This window comes from Micromonospora sp. MP36 (genome assembly GCF_008119785.1).
In the GTDB taxonomy this organism is placed as follows: Bacteria; Actinomycetota; Actinomycetes; order Mycobacteriales; family Micromonosporaceae; genus Micromonospora.
On sequence record NZ_VSFA01000014.1, the window covers coordinates 34,826 to 51,994 of the forward strand.

The 17,169-nt window shown below is 72.4% G+C and carries 18 protein-coding genes; 6 read left to right on the top strand and 12 right to left on the bottom strand.

What is annotated here, in order from left to right:
- Positions 1 to 19: 19 nt before the first annotated feature.
- Positions 20 to 370 carry a histidine triad nucleotide-binding protein gene (locus FXF52_RS14020; protein ID WP_148797324.1) on the bottom strand — a complete coding sequence of 117 codons (351 nt, stop codon included), beginning with the start codon at positions 368 to 370 and terminating at the stop codon, positions 20 to 22.
- Positions 371 to 465: 95 nt separating this feature from the next.
- On the opposite strand from FXF52_RS14020, the gene FXF52_RS14025 reads away from it, so the two are divergent.
- The gene (locus FXF52_RS14025) at positions 466 to 1,227 is read left to right on the top strand and encodes an SDR family NAD(P)-dependent oxidoreductase (RefSeq protein ID WP_148797325.1); all 762 of its coding nucleotides are present in this window, start codon (positions 466 to 468) and stop codon (positions 1,225 to 1,227) included.
- A 180-nt stretch (positions 1,228 to 1,407) separates the two neighbouring features.
- On the opposite strand, the gene FXF52_RS14030 is transcribed toward FXF52_RS14025, so the two are convergent.
- The 3 genes from FXF52_RS14030 to hrcA all read right to left on the bottom strand — a co-directional run bounded on the left by FXF52_RS14030 (position 1,408) and on the right by hrcA (position 4,382).
- Positions 1,408 to 2,142: a 16S rRNA (uracil(1498)-N(3))-methyltransferase gene (locus tag FXF52_RS14030; protein ID WP_148797326.1), complete on the bottom strand. Its 735-nt coding sequence runs from the start codon at positions 2,140 to 2,142 to the stop codon at positions 1,408 to 1,410.
- Position 2,143: 1 nt separating this feature from the next.
- A complete protein-coding gene (dnaJ, locus tag FXF52_RS14035) occupies positions 2,144 to 3,286 on the bottom strand; it encodes a molecular chaperone DnaJ (protein ID WP_187413496.1) in 1,143 nt (380 codons plus the stop codon).
- A 73-nt stretch (positions 3,287 to 3,359) separates the two neighbouring features.
- A complete protein-coding gene (gene hrcA, locus FXF52_RS14040; protein ID WP_148797328.1) occupies positions 3,360 to 4,382 on the bottom strand; it encodes a heat-inducible transcriptional repressor HrcA in 1,023 nt (340 codons plus the stop codon).
- Between the two features lie 261 nt (positions 4,383 to 4,643).
- On the opposite strand from hrcA, the gene FXF52_RS14045 reads away from it, so the two are divergent.
- Positions 4,644 to 5,261: a DUF4870 domain-containing protein gene (locus tag FXF52_RS14045; protein ID WP_148797329.1), complete on the top strand. Its 618-nt coding sequence runs from the start codon at positions 4,644 to 4,646 to the stop codon at positions 5,259 to 5,261.
- A 40-nt stretch (positions 5,262 to 5,301) separates the two neighbouring features.
- On the opposite strand, the gene hemW is transcribed toward FXF52_RS14045, so the two are convergent.
- Positions 5,302 to 6,525 (bottom strand): radical SAM family heme chaperone HemW, encoded by a 1,224-nt coding sequence (gene hemW / locus FXF52_RS14050; RefSeq protein ID WP_187413497.1) that lies wholly within the window; start codon positions 6,523 to 6,525, stop codon positions 5,302 to 5,304.
- A 19-nt stretch (positions 6,526 to 6,544) separates the two neighbouring features.
- On the opposite strand from hemW, the gene FXF52_RS14055 reads away from it, so the two are divergent.
- Positions 6,545 to 7,330 (top strand): enoyl-CoA hydratase-related protein, encoded by a 786-nt coding sequence (locus tag FXF52_RS14055; RefSeq protein WP_148797331.1) that lies wholly within the window; start codon positions 6,545 to 6,547, stop codon positions 7,328 to 7,330.
- 127 nt (positions 7,331 to 7,457) lie between these two features.
- On the top strand, positions 7,458 to 8,324 hold the full coding sequence (locus tag FXF52_RS14060; protein ID WP_187413493.1) for a hypothetical protein: 867 nt from the start codon (positions 7,458 to 7,460) through the stop codon (positions 8,322 to 8,324).
- A gap of 127 nt (positions 8,325 to 8,451) precedes the next feature.
- On the opposite strand, the gene FXF52_RS14065 is transcribed toward FXF52_RS14060, so the two are convergent.
- The 7 genes from FXF52_RS14065 to FXF52_RS14095 all read right to left on the bottom strand — a co-directional run bounded on the left by FXF52_RS14065 (position 8,452) and on the right by FXF52_RS14095 (position 15,669).
- Entirely contained in the window at positions 8,452 to 9,096 is a 645-nt protein-coding gene (locus tag FXF52_RS14065) for an MOSC domain-containing protein (RefSeq protein WP_148797333.1), read from the bottom strand.
- Between the two features lie 131 nt (positions 9,097 to 9,227).
- Complete coding sequence (locus FXF52_RS14070) at positions 9,228 to 10,058, bottom strand: carbohydrate ABC transporter permease (RefSeq protein ID WP_148797334.1); 831 nt, start codon at positions 10,056 to 10,058, stop codon at positions 9,228 to 9,230.
- A complete protein-coding gene (locus tag FXF52_RS14075; protein WP_148797335.1) occupies positions 10,055 to 11,041 on the bottom strand; it encodes a carbohydrate ABC transporter permease in 987 nt (328 codons plus the stop codon). The genes FXF52_RS14070 and FXF52_RS14075 overlap by 4 nt, the downstream gene beginning before the upstream one ends.
- Positions 11,038 to 12,330: a sugar ABC transporter substrate-binding protein gene (locus FXF52_RS14080; RefSeq protein WP_148797336.1), complete on the bottom strand. Its 1,293-nt coding sequence runs from the start codon at positions 12,328 to 12,330 to the stop codon at positions 11,038 to 11,040. Before FXF52_RS14080 ends, FXF52_RS14075 begins: the two co-directional genes overlap by 4 nt.
- A 228-nt stretch (positions 12,331 to 12,558) precedes the next feature.
- Positions 12,559 to 12,840 carry a GlsB/YeaQ/YmgE family stress response membrane protein gene (locus FXF52_RS14085; RefSeq protein WP_148797337.1) on the bottom strand — a complete coding sequence of 94 codons (282 nt, stop codon included), beginning with the start codon at positions 12,838 to 12,840 and terminating at the stop codon, positions 12,559 to 12,561.
- Between the two features lie 318 nt (positions 12,841 to 13,158).
- Positions 13,159 to 15,039, bottom strand: a complete 1,881-nt coding sequence (gene lepA / locus FXF52_RS14090; protein WP_148797338.1) for a translation elongation factor 4 — start codon at positions 15,037 to 15,039, stop codon at positions 13,159 to 13,161.
- 93 nt (positions 15,040 to 15,132) lie between these two features.
- Positions 15,133 to 15,669, bottom strand: coding sequence for a DUF4240 domain-containing protein (locus tag FXF52_RS14095; RefSeq protein ID WP_148797339.1), 537 nt, complete (start codon positions 15,667 to 15,669; stop codon positions 15,133 to 15,135).
- A 75-nt stretch (positions 15,670 to 15,744) separates the two neighbouring features.
- On the opposite strand from FXF52_RS14095, the gene FXF52_RS14100 reads away from it, so the two are divergent.
- Together FXF52_RS14100 and rpsT are read left to right on the top strand one after the other, a co-directional pair.
- Positions 15,745 to 16,722, top strand: a complete 978-nt coding sequence (locus tag FXF52_RS14100) for a phosphotransferase family protein (RefSeq protein WP_255471937.1) — start codon at positions 15,745 to 15,747, stop codon at positions 16,720 to 16,722.
- A 155-nt stretch (positions 16,723 to 16,877) separates the two neighbouring features.
- Positions 16,878 to 17,144, top strand: a complete 267-nt coding sequence (rpsT, locus tag FXF52_RS14105) for a 30S ribosomal protein S20 (RefSeq protein ID WP_148797340.1) — start codon at positions 16,878 to 16,880, stop codon at positions 17,142 to 17,144.
- Positions 17,145 to 17,169: the final 25 nt, after the last annotated feature.

Sequence of the window (17,169 nt, forward strand, 5' to 3'; positions counted from 1 at the left end):
AAGCAGTCTAGGGACGGCCTCAGCGGCAGAGCATCGGGCCGAGTGGCGCGCCGCCGAACACGTGCGCGTGCACGTGGAAGACCTCCTGACCGGCGTACGCCCCGGTGTTGAACATCAGCCGGAAGCCGTCGGCGAGCAGCCCCTCGTCCTCGGCCACCGTGGCGGCCGTGGCGAGCACCTCACCGGCCAGGCCTGGGTCACCCTGGGCCAGGGTGGCCACGTCCGCGTAGTGCTCCTTGGGGATGACCAGCACGTGCGTCGGGGCCTGGGGGTTGATGTCCCGGAAGGCGAGGGTGGTGGCGGTCTCCCGCACGATGGTGGCCGGGATCTCCCCGGCGACGATCCGGCAGAACAGGCAGTCGGTTCCCATTCGGGCAGTGTAAGGAAGGGCCCCCCTGTTAACGCGTTCCGCACACGAAGGGCCCCTTGTTAACCGGCGGCAGGCCGTGCGGCAACATGACGCGCATGACGGGACGGGCGGTACTGGTGACGGGGGCCTCGCGCGGCATCGGGCGCGCGGTGGCGCGGGCGTTCGCGGCGGGCGGGGACCGGGTGGCGATCCACCACCGGGACTCGGCGGAGCTGGCCGAGCGGGTCCGCGTCGAGTTGCCCGGCGAGGGGCACGTGGTGGTCCGCGCCGACCTGACAGACCCGGAGGCCGTCCGGGCGATGGTCGACACGGCGGCGGAGCAGCTGGGCGGGTTGGACGTGCTGGTGAACAACGCAGGCGTGTACGGCCCTCGGGACCTGCCGCACCCGGTCTTCGGCAACACGTACGAGCAGTGGCGCGAGCAGTGGCGGCTGGTGCTGGAGACCAACCTGACCGGGGCCGCCAACGTCACCTGGTGCGCCGCCCAGCACATGCGCAAGCGGGGCGGCCGGATCGTCAACGTCTCCTCCCGGGGCGCCTTCCGCGGCGAGCCGGAGCAGCCCGCGTACGGGGCGAGCAAGGCCGGGTTGAACGCGCTCGGTCAGTCGCTGGCGCTGGCCCTGGCCCCGTACGGCATCGCGGTGGCCACGGTGGCGCCCGGCTTCGTCGAGACGGACATGACCACCACGCACCTCAGCGGCGAGCGCGGCGACGCGATCCGGGCACAGAGCCCGTTCCGCCGGGTGGCCCGCCCGAAGGAGATCGCCGCCGCGGTGCACTGGCTGGCCAGCCCCGAGGCCGAGTGGGCCTCCGGCACCATCGTCGACCTCAACGGCGCCTCCTACCTGCGCAGCTGACCCCGGCAGGCGCCCTCCCGAGCCGGCCCGCGCGACACTCCGTCGTCCCCTTTGCTCTGCAGCCATCCACGCAGCACCTACCGATGCCGCGGTGTTGCGTCCGTGGCTGCAGAGCAGAGGCGGGGCGGGGTGTTCCGGTGGGTGCCGCGACACGCGCGGCGGCGGGGGGCGCCGCTCGGCCTACCAGCGGCCGAGGCGGGCGGCGAGCACGCTGAGCGCGGCGACGCCGGCGGTGGAGGTACGCAGCACCGACGGGCCGAGCCGGACGGTACGCGCGCCGGCCTCGCCGAAGGCGGACAGCTCGGGCGGGGCGATGCCGCCCTCCGGGCCGACCACCAGCACGATCTCGCCGGTCTCCGGCAGCGCGGCGGTGGCCAGCCGCTCCTCGGCCTCCTCGTGCAGCACGAACGCGGTGGCTGCCCCGGCGATCCGCCGGGCCACCGTCGCGGTGGACTCGTCGGGCGTGCCGGCCACGATCGGCAGCCAGGCGCGCCGGGCCTGCTTGGCCGCCTCGCGGGCGGTGGCCGCCCACTTCTCCCGGGCCCGTACGCCCCGGTCGCCGCGCCACTGCACGACCGAGCGGGACGCCGCCCAGGGGACGATCTCGTCCACCCCGACCTCGGTCATCGCCTGCACGGCCAGCTCACCCCGGTCGCCCTTGGCGATGCCCTGCACCACCACGAGCCGGGGGACGGACGCGTCGACGTACCCCCGGGTGGTGACCGCCAGGTCGAGGGTGCCCCGGCCGACGGCGGTGACCACCGCGGCGGCGGTGCCGCCCCGGCCGTCGGCGAGCAGCAACTCCTCGCCGACCCGCAGCCGCTGCACGGTGGCGGCGTGGTGCCCCTCCGGGCCGTCGAGCGTCACCGTGTCACCGGTGGGCAGCGCGTCGACCAGGAACAGCGGCGCCGACACCTCAGGCGTGCCCGTTGAAGGCGTCGCGCATCCGGGAGAAGAAGCCGCCCTGCTTGGTCAGCTCGGCGACCTCCTCGCCGCGGGTCTTGGCGAACTCGCGCAGCATCCGCTCCTGGTCCGCGTCGAGCTTCGTCGGGGTGCGCACGTCGAGGTGGACGTAGAGGTCGCCCCGCCCGGTGCCGCGCAGGTGCGGTACGCCGCGGGCGCGCAGCCGCAGGGTGCTGCCCGGCTGGGTGCCGGGCTTGACGTCCACCGTCTCCTCGCTGTCCAGCGTCTTGATGGTCAGCCGGGTGCCGAGCGCGGCGGCGGTCATCGGCACGGTGACCCGGCAGTGCAGGTCGTCGCCCTTGCGGGAGTAGACGTCGTGCGGCCGCTCGTGGATCTCCACGTAGAGGTCGCCGGCGGTGCCGCCACCCGGGCCGACCTCACCCTGCTGGGCCAGCCGGATCCGCATGCCGTCCTCGACCCCGGCGGGGATCTTGACGGTGAGGGAGCGGCGGGTCCGCACCCGGCCGTCCCCGGCGCAGGTCGGGCAGGGGTGCGGGATGGTGGTGCCGTAGCCCTGGCAGACCGTGCACGGCCGGGCCGAGACCACCTGGCCGAGGAAGGTCCGCTGCACCGACTGCACCTCGCCCCGACCCCCGCACGCCTCGCAGGTGGCGAGGTGGGTGCCGGCCGCGGTGCCCGCGCCGGAGCAGGTGGTGCAGAGCACGGCGGTGTCGACGGTGATCGGGGCCTCGACGCCGAACGCGGTCTCGTGCAGATCCAGTTCGAGCCGCAGGATCGCGTCCGCACCCGGCCGGGTACGCGGACGCGGCCCCCGGCTGCCGCCGGCCGCGCCACCGAAGAACGCGTCCATGATGTCCTGGAACCCGACGAACGGGCCGGCGCCGCCCGGGCCGCCCGGACCTGCGCCCCCGCCGCCGGGCGCGAGCGGGTCGCCGCCCAGGTCGACGATCTGCCGTTTCCGGTCGTCCGAGAGAACCTCGTACGCGGCGTTGATGTCCTTGAACTTCTCCTGTGCCTCCGGGTCCGGATTGACGTCCGGGTGGAACTGCCGCGCCAGCTTGCGGTAGGCGCGCTTGATCTCGTCGTCGGAGGCGTCCCGGCTCACGCCGAGAATGCCGTAGTAGTCCCTGGCCACTGCGTTCGGTGTCCCCATTTTCGTCTCGCGTTGCGCGGTCGTCGGCCGTGCGCCGGCCGGCGGCCCTGACTGGTCAGTTCTGGGCCAGCAGATCGCCCACGTAGCGTGCCACGGCCCGCACCGTGGCGATGGTGCCGGGGTAGTCCATCCGGGTCGGTCCGAGCACGCCGAGGCCACCGACGATGGTGCTGCCGGGGCCGTACCCGGTGCTCACCACGGAGGCGGCGCGCAGGTTGTCGATCTCGTTCTCGTCGCCGATCAGCACCCGGGTGGTGCTCGGCTCGGCCTCGCCGATGAGCTTGAGCAGCACGACCTCCTCCTCGAGCGCCTCGAGGATGGGGCGCAGCGAACCCTGGAAGTCCAGCAGGCCACCGCGGGTGAGGTTGGCGGTGCCGGCCAGCGCGATGCGCTCCTCGTGCCGTTCGACCAGCGTCTCTAGCAGCACGCTGGAGAGCGTGGCCATGGCCGGGCGCAGGTGCGGCGCGGACTCGTCCACCAGCGCCTGGACCAGCGGCGGGGTCTCCGACAGCGGGCTGCCGACCAGCTTCTCGTTGACCAGCCGGCGCAGGTCCGTGACGTCGTCGGCGGGGAGCGGCCCGGGCAGCTCGACCAGCCGCTGCTCGACCCGCCCGGTGTCGGCGATCATGACCACCATCAGCCGGGTGGTGGAGATCGGCACCAGTTCCAGGTGGCGCACCTTGGAGCGGGCCAGGCTCGGGTACTGCACCACGGCGACCTGCCGGGTGAGCTGGGCCAGCAGCCGGACCGTCCGGTGCACCACGTCGTCCAGGTCGACCGCGCCGACCAGGAAGCGCTCGATGGCCCGCCGTTCGGCGGGGCTGAGCGGCTTGACCCGGGAGAGCCGGTCGACGAAGAGCCGGTAGCCCCGGTCGGTCGGCACCCGGCCGGCGCTGGTGTGCGGCTGCCGGATGTAGCCCTCGTCCTCCAGCACCGCCATGTCGTTGCGGACCGTGGCCGGGGAGACGCCCAGCTGGTGGCGCTCGACGAGGGCCTTGCTGCCCACGGGCTCCTGCGTGGCGACGTAGTCCTCGACGATCGCGCGCAGCACCTCGAGCTTGCGGTCGTCGAGACCCATCTCCCCACCTCCTGACGCACCTCGGCCCGCCGGCACCCGGCGCAACCCAGTCTCGACCAGGCGGCACGCGGTGCCGACTGAGCGTCTGGCACTCGACTGTAGCGAGTGCCAGTCTACGTCGGCGTGCCCGCCGACGCGATGATCAGCGCTGGACCTCCGGTGCGGCCCGCCGCACAGTCACCCCGCCTGGGCCGAACAGTCGGACATCCCGGGCGATCTTGCTCTGGTGCGCCCTTGCCCACGGGACCTACCGTGACGTCCATGACTGAACCTCCTCGCCCTCCTGGAGCGGGGGACTCCGGCGCCCAGCCGCCGGAGGCGACCCCGCCGTCGGCACCGTTCGGCTCGTCGGCGGACGAGTCCCCCACCGCACCACTGTCCGGCGCACCGGGGGCGGGCGGCTATCCCCCGCCCGGTGGCTATCCGCCGCCCTCCGGTGGCCAGCCGCCGTCGGGTGGCTACCCGCCTCCGGGCGGCCACGCCGCGCCCGGCGCCGGCTACCCGACCGGCGGCGCGTACGGGCCGCCCGCCGGCTACCCCACCAACGATGACAAGACCTGGGCCCTGGTCGCGCACTTCGGCGGCGCTGCCGGCGCCCTGATCAGCTTCGGCCCGTTGGGCTTCGTCGCCCCGCTCATCGCGTACCTGGCCCGCGGTCAGCAGTCGCCGGCGGTCCGGGCGCACGCCCTGGCCGCGCTGAACTTCCAGATCCTCTGGTCGATCATCGCGTTCGTGCTGCTCTTCGTGAGCTGGTGCCTGCTCTTCCTGCCCAGCATCGCGGTCGTGGTGATCCAGATCCTGTTCGGGATCATCGCCGGCATGAAGGCCAACGAGGGGCAGCTCTACCGCTACCCGATGTCCGCCAGCTTCATCAAGTGATCCCGCCCGGCCGGCCTCCGGGCCGGCCGGGTGCGATCGTTCAGGGCAGCAGGTCGCGGACCACCGCGTCGGCCAGCAGCCGGCCGCGCAGGGTGAGCACGGCCCGCCCGGTCGCGTACGCGCCGGGGGCCAGCAGGCCGTCGGCCAGCGCGCGCTCGGCACCGGCCCGGCCGGCCGGGTCCAGCACGTCCAGCGGCAGGCCGGTGGCGAGCCGCAGCCGCAGCATCACGTCCTCCATGTGCGCCTCGTCGGCGGTGAGCACCTCCCGGGCCAGGCCGGGCGACTCCCCGCCGGCCAGGCGCTGGGCGTACGTGCTGGGGTGCTTGACGTTCCACCAGCGCACCCCGCCGACGTGGCTGTGCGCGCCCGGGCCGAGGCCCCACCAGTCGGCGCCGGTCCAGTAGAGCAGGTTGTGCCGGCACCGGGCCGCCGCGGAGCGGGCCCAGTTGGAGACCTCGTACCAGGAGAAACCGGCCGTGTCGAGGGCGGCCTCCGCGGCCAGGTAGCGGTCCGCCGCCACGTCGTCGCTCGGGTACGGCAGCTCGCCGCGGCGCATCCGCGCGGCCAGCCGGGTGCCGTCCTCCACGATCAGGGCGTACGCGCTGACGTGGTCCACGCCCGCGGCCACCACCTGGTCCAGCGAGGCGGCGAAGTCCGCGGCGGTCTCCCCCGGCGTGCCGTAGATCAGGTCCAGGTTCACGTGGTCGAAGCCGGCGTCCCGCGCCTCCAGGGCGGCGGCGGTGGCCCGGCCGGCGCTGTGCTGCCGGTTGAGGACGGCCAGCACCCCGGGCGCGGCGGACTGCATGCCGAGCGAGATCCGGGTGTAGCCGGCCGCCCGCAGCGCCTTCAGCGACTCGGGGGTGACGGACTCGGGGTTGGCCTCGGTGGTCACCTCGGCGTCGGCGGCCAGCCCCCAGGTGCGGTCGATGCCGTCGAGGATCCGGGCCAGATCGTCGGCGGGGAGCAGGGTGGGCGTGCCGCCGCCCACGAAGACGGTGTCCACCCGGGGCGGCGGGGTGTCGCCCAGCACCCGGCCGGCGAGGGCCAGTTCGGCCAGCACCGTGTCGGCGTAGGTCTCCCGGCCGGCACCGCCGCCCAGCTCGGCGGCGGTGTACGTGTTGAAGTCGCAGTAGCCGCACCGGCTGGCGCAGAACGGGACGTGCACGTACACGCCGAAGCCGCGGGCGCCGACGGCGCGGCGGGCGGCAGCGGGCAGCGATCCGTCGCGCGGGACGGATTCGCCTTCTGGAAGGACGCCGGGCATGGCCACTAGTGTGCCCGGCATGACCTCTCCGGACGCTCTCGTGCGGGTCACCACGGCCCGTGGGGTGACCACCCTCACCCTGGACAGCCCGCACAACCGCAACGCGCTCTCCACCCCGCTGATGACCGAGCTGCTGGCCGGGCTCGCCACGGCGGCCGCCGACGACGCGGTCCGGGCGATCGTGCTGGACCACACCGGCCCGGTCTTCTGCTCCGGGGCGGACCTGAAGGAGACCGCCGCCGCGTACGCCAGCGGGACGGTGCCGGCCGGGATGCTGGGCGACGTGCTGGTGGCGGTCCGGGAGTGCCCGAAGCCGGTGCTGGCGAAGGTGGCCGGGCCGGCGCGGGCCGGCGGGCTGGGGCTGATCGCCGCGGCCGACCTGGCGGTCTGCGCCGAGGAGGCGACGTTCGCCTTCACCGAGGTCCGGATCGGGGTGATCCCGGCGGTGATCTCGGCGACCGTGCTGCCTCGGCTGCACCCCCGGGCCGCCGCCGAGCTGTACCTGACCGGCGACACCTTCGACGGCCGGCGGGCCGCCGAGATCGGTCTGGTGACCGCCGCGGTGCCGGCGAGCGACCTGGACGCCGCGGTGGAGCGCTACTGCGCGTCGCTGGTCAAGGGGGCACCGCGGGCCCTCGCCGGTGCCAAGGAGCTGCTGCGCCGGCCGGCCGCGACCGACCTGCGCGCGGAGATCGCCGAGTTGGCCGCGCTGTCCACCGGGTACTTCCTCTCGGCCGAGGGCCGGGAGGGCGTGGCCGCGTTCCGGGAGAAACGGCCGGCGGCCTGGGTGCCCAGCGGAGACTGAGAGGCGACGGAGTCCGGTGCGCCGGACGCGCTCGGTGGCGGGACGGTGACGGGGCGCGCGGCAGCCGGTCGGAGGACCCGTCCGCCGTGGCGCGGGACGTACGCTTGTCGGACTGTCGGGACAGGGGGTGCGGGTGCGAACTCGGGTTGCAGTCGTGGCAGGCGGTGTGGTGGTGGCGGTCGTCGCCCTGCTCGGCGTCTATTTCGTCACGAAGCAGTTCGGGCAGCACCTCCGCCTGCCGACGGCCAGCCGGACCTGCACCGTCCAGGCCGACGGCCAGGTGGTGCTCAGCGCCGAGCAGATGGCCAACGCGGCCACGATCGCGGCGATCGGGGTGCAGCGGCGGATGCCCGAGCGGGCCGTGGTGGTGGCGCTGGCGACCGCGTACCAGGAGTCGCACCTGCGCAACATCGCGCACGGCGACCGGGACTCGCTGGGCCTGTTCCAGCAGCGCCCGAGCCAGGGCTGGGGCACCCCTGAGCAGATCCAGGACCCGCGCTACGCGGCGAAGAAGTTCTACGCCGCGCTGAAGAAGGTCAGGGGCTGGGAGGAGATGCGGGTCACCGAGGCCGCGCAGCGGGTGCAGCGGTCGGCCTACCCCGAGGCGTATCAGAAGTGGGCCGACGAGTCGGAGGTCCTCACCCGCGCGCTGCTCGGCGACGCGACCGGCGCGGTGGCCTGCACGGTCGGGCCGCAGCCGACGATGCGCGGCCCGGCCGCGGCGGCGGCCCTGGTGGAGAGCCTGACCCAGGACTGGGGGCTGTCCGGCCTCACCCCGCCGACCGACCTGACCGGGTTCGCCGTCCCGGCGCCGGACAGCCGCAACGGCTGGCGGTACGCCCACTGGCTGGTCTCCCACGCCGACGACCACGGGGTGAAGCGGGTCCGCTTCGGTGACCTGGAGTGGACCGCCGAGCACGGCACCTGGGACCGGGTGAAGGGCAGCCGGGCCGCGTCGACCGAGGTGCTGACGGAGGTCTTCGCCGCGACGTGACCGGGCCCGGGCAGCGCGCCCGGGCAGCGCGTCCGGCAACCGACGGCGGCCAGCGTCCGGCGGCAGTCAGCGGCCAGCGGCCGGCGGCGGCCGGCAGCGGCCAGCGGCGGTCAACGGCCAGGGACGGTCAGCGGTCGGCGGCGCCGAGGCGGCGGCGGACCTTCTCCCGGATCCGCTCGGGCAGCTCGGGCACGTCGGCCAGCCGGGGCAGCAGGTCGGGCTCCAGCGTGGTCGCCCGGAACACCTCGCCGATGGTCACCCCGTGCGCCGGGCGGTCGACCACCTCGACCGGGTCGCCCGCGCCGATCTCGCCCTCACGCAGCACCCGCAGGTACGCCCCGGGCGCCGCCCGGCCGGTGAACCTCTTGATCAGGTCCGGTACGCCCCAGAAGCCGGCGAAGGTGGTGCACGGGGTGCGCGGCTTGGTCACCTCCAGCAGGGCGGAACCGGCCGCCCACCGTTCGCCGATGATCGCTCCGGTGACGTCCACCGCGCAGGTGGTGAGGTTCTCGCCGAAGGCGCCCGGGCGCAGCGGCCGGCCCACCTCGGTGGCCCACCAGCCGGCGTCCTCCTCGGCGTACGCGTACAGCGCCTGGTCGGGGCCGCCGTGGTGGGCCCGCTCGCCGATGAAGTCGCCGGCCAGCCCGTCGAACCGGACCCGCACCGGGCCGTCGACCGGCCGCTTGTCGATGCCGCTGCGGCCGCTCGGGTCGCCCGCCCATTCCGCCTCGGTCACCACGCCCACGTTCACCGCTGCCAGCCGTCCCGTCATGGCGGTGAGCCTACGGGCACCGTTCCGGCCGTAGAACCGCGCGTCAAGGCGGGGCCCCTGCTCGACCGGAGGCGTTGAGAAGGGGCCCCTGCTCGACCGGAGACGTCGAGAAGGGGACCCTGCCCTGCACCTCAGCCCTTGACGGCGCCGGAGACCAGGCCGGAGACCATCCGGCGCTGCACCAGCAGGAAGAACACGATCACCGGCAGGGTGAACAGCGTGGAGGCGGCCATCACCGAACCCCAGGCGGTGTCGTCCCGCCCGAAGAAGAACGTCATCGCCACCGGCAGGGTGTACTTCTGCTGGTCGTTGACGAAGGTGAGCGCGAAGATCAGCTCGTTCCACGCGGTGATGAAGGAGAAGATGCTGGTCGCCACCAGGCCGGGCGCGACCAGCGGGAAGAGAATCCGGCGGAAGGTCTGCGCCCGGCTGGCGCCGTCGATCGCCGCCGCCTCCTCCAATTCCTTGGGCACGGCGGCCACGAAGCCGCGCAGCATCCACACCGCGAACGGCAGCGAGAAGCCCAGGTACGTCAGGATCAGGCTGGGCAGGGTGTTGTAGAGCCCGAGCCGCTGGATCATCAGGAACAGCGGGATGACCAGCGCCTCCAGCGGGATCATCTGCACCACGAGCAGCAGGATCAGGAAGCTGGTCCGCAGCCGGAACCGGAACCGGGCCACCGCGGTCGCCGCGAGCAACGCGACCAGCGCGCTGAGCAGCACCGTCGCCACCGCGACGAGCGCGCTGTTGAGGAAGAAGTCGGTGAACGTCACACCCGGGATCAGGTTTCCGGTGAGGATCTCCCGGTAGTGCTCCAGGGTGGGCTCGGCCGGCACCGGACGCGGCGTCGCCGAGAAGATCTCCCGGTTGGGCTTCAACGAGGTGGCGATCATCCAGTAGACCGGGAACGCCGCGAAGAGCGCGACCAGCAGACCGGCGCCGTTGAGGGCGACCTTCTTCACGACTCGTCCTCCTGCCGGAGCACCATGCGGACGTACACACCGGTCACCACGAGCAGGATCAGGGTGAGGATGACCGCGATCGCCGACCCGAGGCCGTACTTGGGCGGCGGCGAGAACGCCTCCGCGTACGAGTAGATCGAGAGCATGAACGTCGGCCGGTCCTGGGTGCCGCCGGCCAGCACGAACTGCTGGGTGAAGACCTTGAAGTCCCAGATCGTGGAGAGCACCACGAGGATGCCGAAGACCGGGCGCAGCATCGGGAAGGTCACCGACCAGAAGACCCGCCACGGCCCGGCGCCGTCCACCCGGGCCGCCTCCTGCAACTCGCTCGGCACGCTCTTCAGCCCGGCCAGCACGCTCACCGCGATGAACGGGAATGAGTGCCAGACCACCACCAGGGTCAGGATCGCGAAGAACAGCAGCGGGTCGTTGAACCAGCCGTAGCCGGTCCAGTCACTGCGCCCGAAGAGCGTGGTGGACAGGCCGTCCGGGAGCTTGTTGAACAGCCAGGTGACCAGGCCACTGGTGTCGTCGAAGATCCATTTCCAGACGATGGTGCCGGTCAGCGCCGGGGTGGCCCAGGCCAGCATCACGCAACTGGCGACGAAGGTGGCCATCTTCCGGCCGAGGCGGTTGAGCAGCAGCCCGACCAGGGTGCCGAGGATCATCGTGAGCGCCACGTTGGCCACCGCGAACAGCACGGTGTTGCGCAGGACCGTACGGAAGAACGGATCGCCGAGGATCTGTGCGTAGTTGGCCAGGCCCACCCACGGCCACTCGCGGTCCCCCCGCAGTTGCCGGACGCTGTCCAGCTTGTAGAAGGACATCATCACGACCTGGCCGAGCGGCCAGAGCAGCAGCACCGCGATGACGGCCAGGCAGGGCAGGAGCAACAGGTACGGGAGGCGGTCCACCCGGCGACGCCGCCGCGCGGGGGTCTCCCGCGCGGCGGACGTGCCGGTGGCCTCGGTCAGCGTGGTCACTTGGCGTTGAGGATGCTTTCCATCTCGGTGGCCGCGTCGGCGGTGGCCTTCTCGACCGTCTTCTGGCCCTTGATGACCGAGCTGTTCATGGCCTGGGTCACCGTCTTGGTCCGGCTGACCTCGACCCACTTCGGGGTGAGCGGGGTCAGCTTGGTGTTCTGCATGGCGGTGGCGCACCCGGACATCACCTTGTCGCTGGCGTAGTCACCGCCGCTGACCAGGTCCTTGTAGACCGGGAAGAAGCCGAGGCTGCTGGCGAACTCCTTGTCCTTCTGCTTGCTCAGCAGGACGGTCATGTAGTCCCAGGCCAGGTCCTGCCGCTTGCTGTCCTTCCACAGGGCGATGTCGGAACCGCCGGCGAAGGCCGGGGCCGGCTTGCCGTCCGGGCCCGGGATGGGGAACGTGGCCCACACCTTCTCGATGTCGGGGTTGTCCTTCTTCATGGCAGCGCCCTGCCAGCAACCGGCGAACGCCATGGCGGCCTTGCCGGTCGAGAACTGGGTGCGGGCGTCGATCTCGTTCCAGCCCGCGGCGGCCGGCGGGGCGACCTTGTTCACGGTCACCAGGTCGGTCCAGAACTTCACCGCCCGCTGCGCCTCCGGCGTGTTGTAGCCGGACTTCCAGGTGTCGCCCTGCTTGGTGGCGATCTCCGCCCCGGCCGACCACAGGAACGAGTAGAAGGGCAGCTCGGAGTTGCCGGGCAGCGCGATGCCGTAGGTGCCGGGCTTCTTGGCCTGGACGGCCTTCGCGGCGGCGACCAGCTCGTCCCAGTTCGTCGGCGGCTTCACGCCCGCCTCGGCGAACCAGTCGGTGCGGTAGAAGATCGACCGGACGCCGGCGTACCACGGCACGCCGTACTGCTTGCCGTCGAGCTGGGCGTTCTTCACCAGGTCGGGCAGGATGTCCTTGCCCTCGGCCCAGCCATTGAACTTGCCGCTGAGGTCGGCGAGGGCCTCCTGCGCCGCCCAGCCCTGCGTCTCGGTGTTGCCCAGCTCGGTGACGTCGGGGCCCTCACCGCCGGCCAGGGCGGCCTGGAACTTCTTCGGCGCCTCGAGCCAGGGGATGTACTGCACCACCACGTCGGTCTCGGGATGCTTCTTCTTGAACTCGGCCTCGACGCTGTCGAGGAACTTGTTCTGGGCGTCGCCGCCCTCGCCCATCATCCAGACCGTCAGCTTGCTGTTGTCGGCGGCCTTCTCGTCGTCTCCGGAGCCACCGCACCCGGCCAGCACCATCGCGGCCGAGGCCACGATGGCGGTGACCGGCGCCAGCCGCTTCCACCTGTTCACGCCTATATCTCCCTCACGCCGTTTGGCACTAACCTTCTCCGCCGCACCTTAGTAGGAAAAATTCCTTTACGACAGGGGGCAGTGTGCGGGCGGGGGCGAGGCGACCGTATCGCAGCCCGCCGCCCCGGCGGCAGGGGTGACGTCCGGGCAGGTCAGGCCGGACAACGCCAGCGGGCGCCCGACCAGGTCGGGCGCCCGCTTGAGCGTTTCGGGGGTTGTGCTGCGGGGTCAGTAGCGCGAGACGCTGCGCCGCCCACCGACCCCGGCGACCAGGGCCACCGCGATCGCGGCCAGCACAACCTGGACCAGCAACTCCATCCAGTCGATGCCGGCGGTCTCGGTCGCGATACCCAGGGCCCGGGCCAGCACGGTGCCGAGCAGCGCGGCACCCACGCCGATCAGCATGTGCAGCCACATTGGCATGTTCTGCCGGCCCGGCACGACCAGGCGGCCCAGCGCGCCGACGATCAGACCGACGATGAGCGCGGTGATAATTCCGATGACGGTCATGGTCGCTCTCCTCCTAAGATCTGTCACACGTTGTCGCGTGTTGTCTGTCGTGACCGCTAAGTTCCCGACCGGCCGAAAACCCAAACCGATTCGCCGCCGGACGGATGGCAGCGGGTCGATGTCCGGCCCCAGGTCGCCTTCCTCGAAGGGTCGATTACGCAGGTGGCGCGGGTGCCGACCCGATTGGACGGCGGGCGCCCGCGGCGCGGAAAGGCACCTCCGGGGTACGCGAAAAACGGCCGGCGCCCCGCCCGCGAGACCCGGATACGGGTCACCGTGGCGGGGCGCCGGCCGCGCGTCGGCGTACGGGCGAAGGGCCTACTTCTTGCCGGCCGGTGGCTTGCCGTCGCCGGAGTCGGAGGAGAGGGCGGCGATGAAGGCCTCCTGCGGCACCTCCACCCGGCCGACCATCTTCATCCGCTTCTTGCCTTCCTTCTGCTTCTCCAGCAGCTTGCGCTTACGGCTGATGTCACCGCCGTAGCACTTGGCGAGCACGTCCTTGCGGATGGCGCGGATCGTCTCCCGGGCGATCACCCGGCTGCCGATCGCCGCCTGGATGGGCACCTCGAACTGCTGGCGCGGGATCAGCGTGCGCAGCTTCGCCGCGATCGTCGTGCCGTAGTTGTACGCCTTGTCCTTGTGCACGATGGCGCTGAACGCGTCCACCGGCTCGCCGTGCAGCAGGATGTCCACCTTGACCAGATCGGACGCCTGCTCGCCGGAGGGCTCGTAGTCCAGCGAGGCGTAGCCCTTGGTGCGGCTCTTGAGCTGGTCGAAGAAGTCGAAGATGATCTCGGCCAGCGGCAGCGTGTAGCGCAGCTCGACCCGGTCGGCGGAGAGGTAGTCCATGCCGAGCAGGCTGCCCCGCCGGCCCTGGCACAGCTCCATCACCGCGCCCACGTAGTCGTTCGGGGTGAGCACGGTGGCCCGCACCGTCGGCTCGTACACCTCGGCGATCTTGCCGGTCGGGTACTCGCTTGGGTTGGTCACCACGATCTCCTCGCCGTCCTCCTGGACGGCCCGGTAGACCACGTTCGGCGCGGTCGAGATCAGATCGAGGTTGAACTCCCGCTCCAGCCGCTCCCGGATGATCTCCAGGTGCAGCAGGCCGAGAAAGCCGCAGCGGAAGCCGAAGCCGAGCGCCCCAGAGGTCTCCGGCTCGTAAGTCAACGCGGCGTCGTTGAGCTTGAGCTTGTCCAGCGCGTCGCGCAGGTTGGGGTAGTCCGAGCCGTCGATCGGATAGAGACCCGAGTAGACCATCGGCTTCGGGTCCTTGTAGCCGCCGAGGGCCTCCTTCGCCGGGTTGGCGTTGATGGTGACGGTGTCACCGACCCGGGACTGCCGGACATCCTTCACGCCGGTGATCAGGTAGCCCACCTCGCCGACCCCGAGCGCGTCGGACTTCTGCATCTCCGGCGAGATGACGCCGATCTCCAGCAGTTCGTGGGTGGCGCCGGTGGACATCATCTTGATCCGGTCGCGGGCGCTGATCCGGCCGTCGATCACCCGGACGTAGGTGACCACGCCCCGGTAGACGTCGTACACCGAGTCGAAGATCATCGCCCGGGCCGGGGCCTCGGCCTCGCCGACCGGCGGCACGAACTGCCGGACGATCTCGTCCAGCAGGTACGGCACGCCCTCACCGGTCTTGCCGGAGACCTTGATGCAGTCCGCCGGGTCGCCGCCGATCAGGTGGGCCAACTCCTCGGCGTACTTCTCCGGCTGGGCGGCCGGCAGGTCGATCTTGTTGAGCACCGGGATGATGTGCAGGTCGTTCTCGAGGGCCAGGTAGAGGTTGGCCAGGGTCTGCGCCTCGATGCCCTGCGCGGCGTCGACCAGCAGGATCGCGCCCTCACAGGCGGCCAGTGACCGCGACACCTCGTAGGTGAAGTCCACGTGGCCCGGGGTGTCGATCATGTTGAGCACGGCGGTCTCGCCGGCCCGGTCGCCCTCCCGGACGGTCCACGGCATGCGGACCGCCTGGCTCTTGATCGTGATGCCCCGCTCGCGCTCGATGTCCATCCGGTCGAGGTACTGGGCGCGCATCTGCCGGGGATCGACCACGCCGGTGAGCTGCAGCATCCGGTCGGCCAGGGTCGACTTCCCGTGGTCGATGTGGGCGATGATGCAGAAGTTCCTGATGCGCCCGGGGTCGGTGGCACCAGGAGCGTTCGCGCCGGGATCGAGCGTCGGTGGCACAGCGGTCCGTTCTGGTCGGCTGACGTGAGCGGGCCGGCGTGGCGCCGGCCCCCTCTATGCTCCCACGCCGCCCGGCACGCCGGTCCTCCCCGGTCACTCCTCCGGCGGCGCGGCGAACAGGGCGGCGAGCCGAGGCAGGCGGCGGGTGACCTCCTCCTCGTCGTCGAAGTCCCAGAAGTCGTTCAGGTCGGGAACCGGCACCGGATCACGGTCCGCCGGCAGCTCGGTCGCGGTCGCCTTCCGGTACGCCTCCCAGGGCACCGCCAGCATGTCCGCGCACTCGAACTCCTCGCCGCTCAGCGCGGCGGCCCGGACCTGCGGCAGCTCGGCCAGGGAGTCCGGGTCGGCGACGGCCTTGGCGAAGACGGCCCGGCCCTGGGTCATCAGCCAGCCCCGGAAGTATTCGAACCCGTCGTCGGAGGCGCCCCCGTTGATCAGGTAGGCCGCGCCCCAGAGGTCGACCTGGTAGGAGGCGGCGAGCACCCGCCGCTGATGGTGGGCGTACCCGACGATCTCCGCCGGGTCCCGCTCGACGAGCAGGGCGACCGCGCAGGCAGCGACCGCCGCGGGCTCTCCCCCACCGCCGGCGCGGGCGCGGTCGATCAGCTGCCAGAAGTCGTCGGTCCTCATGGCTCGCCAGTCTGACAGAGCGGACCGACGGCGAGCGCGTACCCGGGCCGCCACCCAGTAGGGCAGCATGGGCGGGTGCGCGCGGTGTCCCTGCCCCCGGTGCCGTACGAAGCGACGGCCGTCCGCCCCGACTGGGCCGCGCTGCCGGCCCGGCTGCGGGAGGCGGTGTCCGCCCGGCTCGGCGGCCCCCCGGTGGCGGTCCGACTGGCCGGCGCCGGCTTCACCCGGGGCTTCGCCGCGGTGCTCACCGGCCCTGACGGCGGCCGGGTCTTCGTCAAGGCGGCGGCCCTGGACACGCAGCGGCAGCTGGCCGACTGGTACTTCCACGAGGCCACGATCCTGGCCCGGCTCCCCGCCGGCCTGCCGGTCCCCCGCCCACGCTGGGCGCTGACCGAGGCCGGCTGGTACGCGCTCGCCCTGGACGCGGTCGACGGGCGGACGCCCCGGCTGCCCTGGGACCCGGCGGAGCTGGACGCCGCCCTCGCCACGTACGCCGAGGTGGCCGCCGCACTCGCCGATCCGCCCGGGGAGTTGGTGGCGCTCGGCCTGCCCCGCCTCGCCGACCTGGCCCGCGACGACATCATCTGGTGGGGCGAGGTGGCCGCCGGTCGCGAGCCCGCGCCGGAGCTGCCGGCCTGGGCCTCGCTCCCGGAGCTGGTCGCGCTGGAGTCCCGCCTCCCCGGGTACGCCGTCACCGGCGGGTTGGCGCACGGCGACCTGCGGGTGGACAACCTCCTGATCGACCCGGCGGGCCGGGCGTGGCTCTGCGACTGGACCTGGCTCTGCCACGGGCCGGCCTGGTTCGACCTGGTCAGCCTGCTGATCACCGGGTACGCCAGTGGCCTGGACGTGGACGTGGCCTTCGCCACCCACCCGGCTGCCGCCGACGCCCCCACCGACGCGCTGGACGTGACCCTCGCGGCGCTGTCCGGGTACTTCCTGACCAGCGCCGCCGCCGGTCCGTCGACCGCCTCCCCGCACATCCGGACGCACCAGCGGTGGAGCGGCGAGCAGGCGCTCGGTTGGCTGGCCGCCCGACGAGGCTGGGCCTGAGCCGTCCCGGCTCATCGCAGCCCCGGCTCGTCCCGGCCTGAGCCCTTTTTGGCTCGTCCCGGCCGACCTGGTAACCTGGCTTTTCGCGCGGCGATGACGCATGCTCGTCGTGCGCGAAAGCAGACCAACCCGAGCTATCAAGACGAGGCTGTCGCGTGGCGAACATCAAGTCCCAGATCAAGCGCAACCGGCAGAACGAGAAGCGCCGGCTGCGTAATAAGTCGGTCAAGTCGTCGCTGAAGACCGCCATCCGGAAGTTCCACGAGGCTGCCGAGGCTGGCGACACCGAGCTGGCCGCCACCCTCATGCGGGATGCCACCCGCAAGCTGGACAAGGCTGCCAGCAAGGGCGTCATCCACGCCAACCAGGCGGCCAACCGGAAGTCGGCGATCGCGAAGCGCGTCGCCTCGTTCTCGGCCTGACGAGCGCCGTAGACCTGACCGGAAG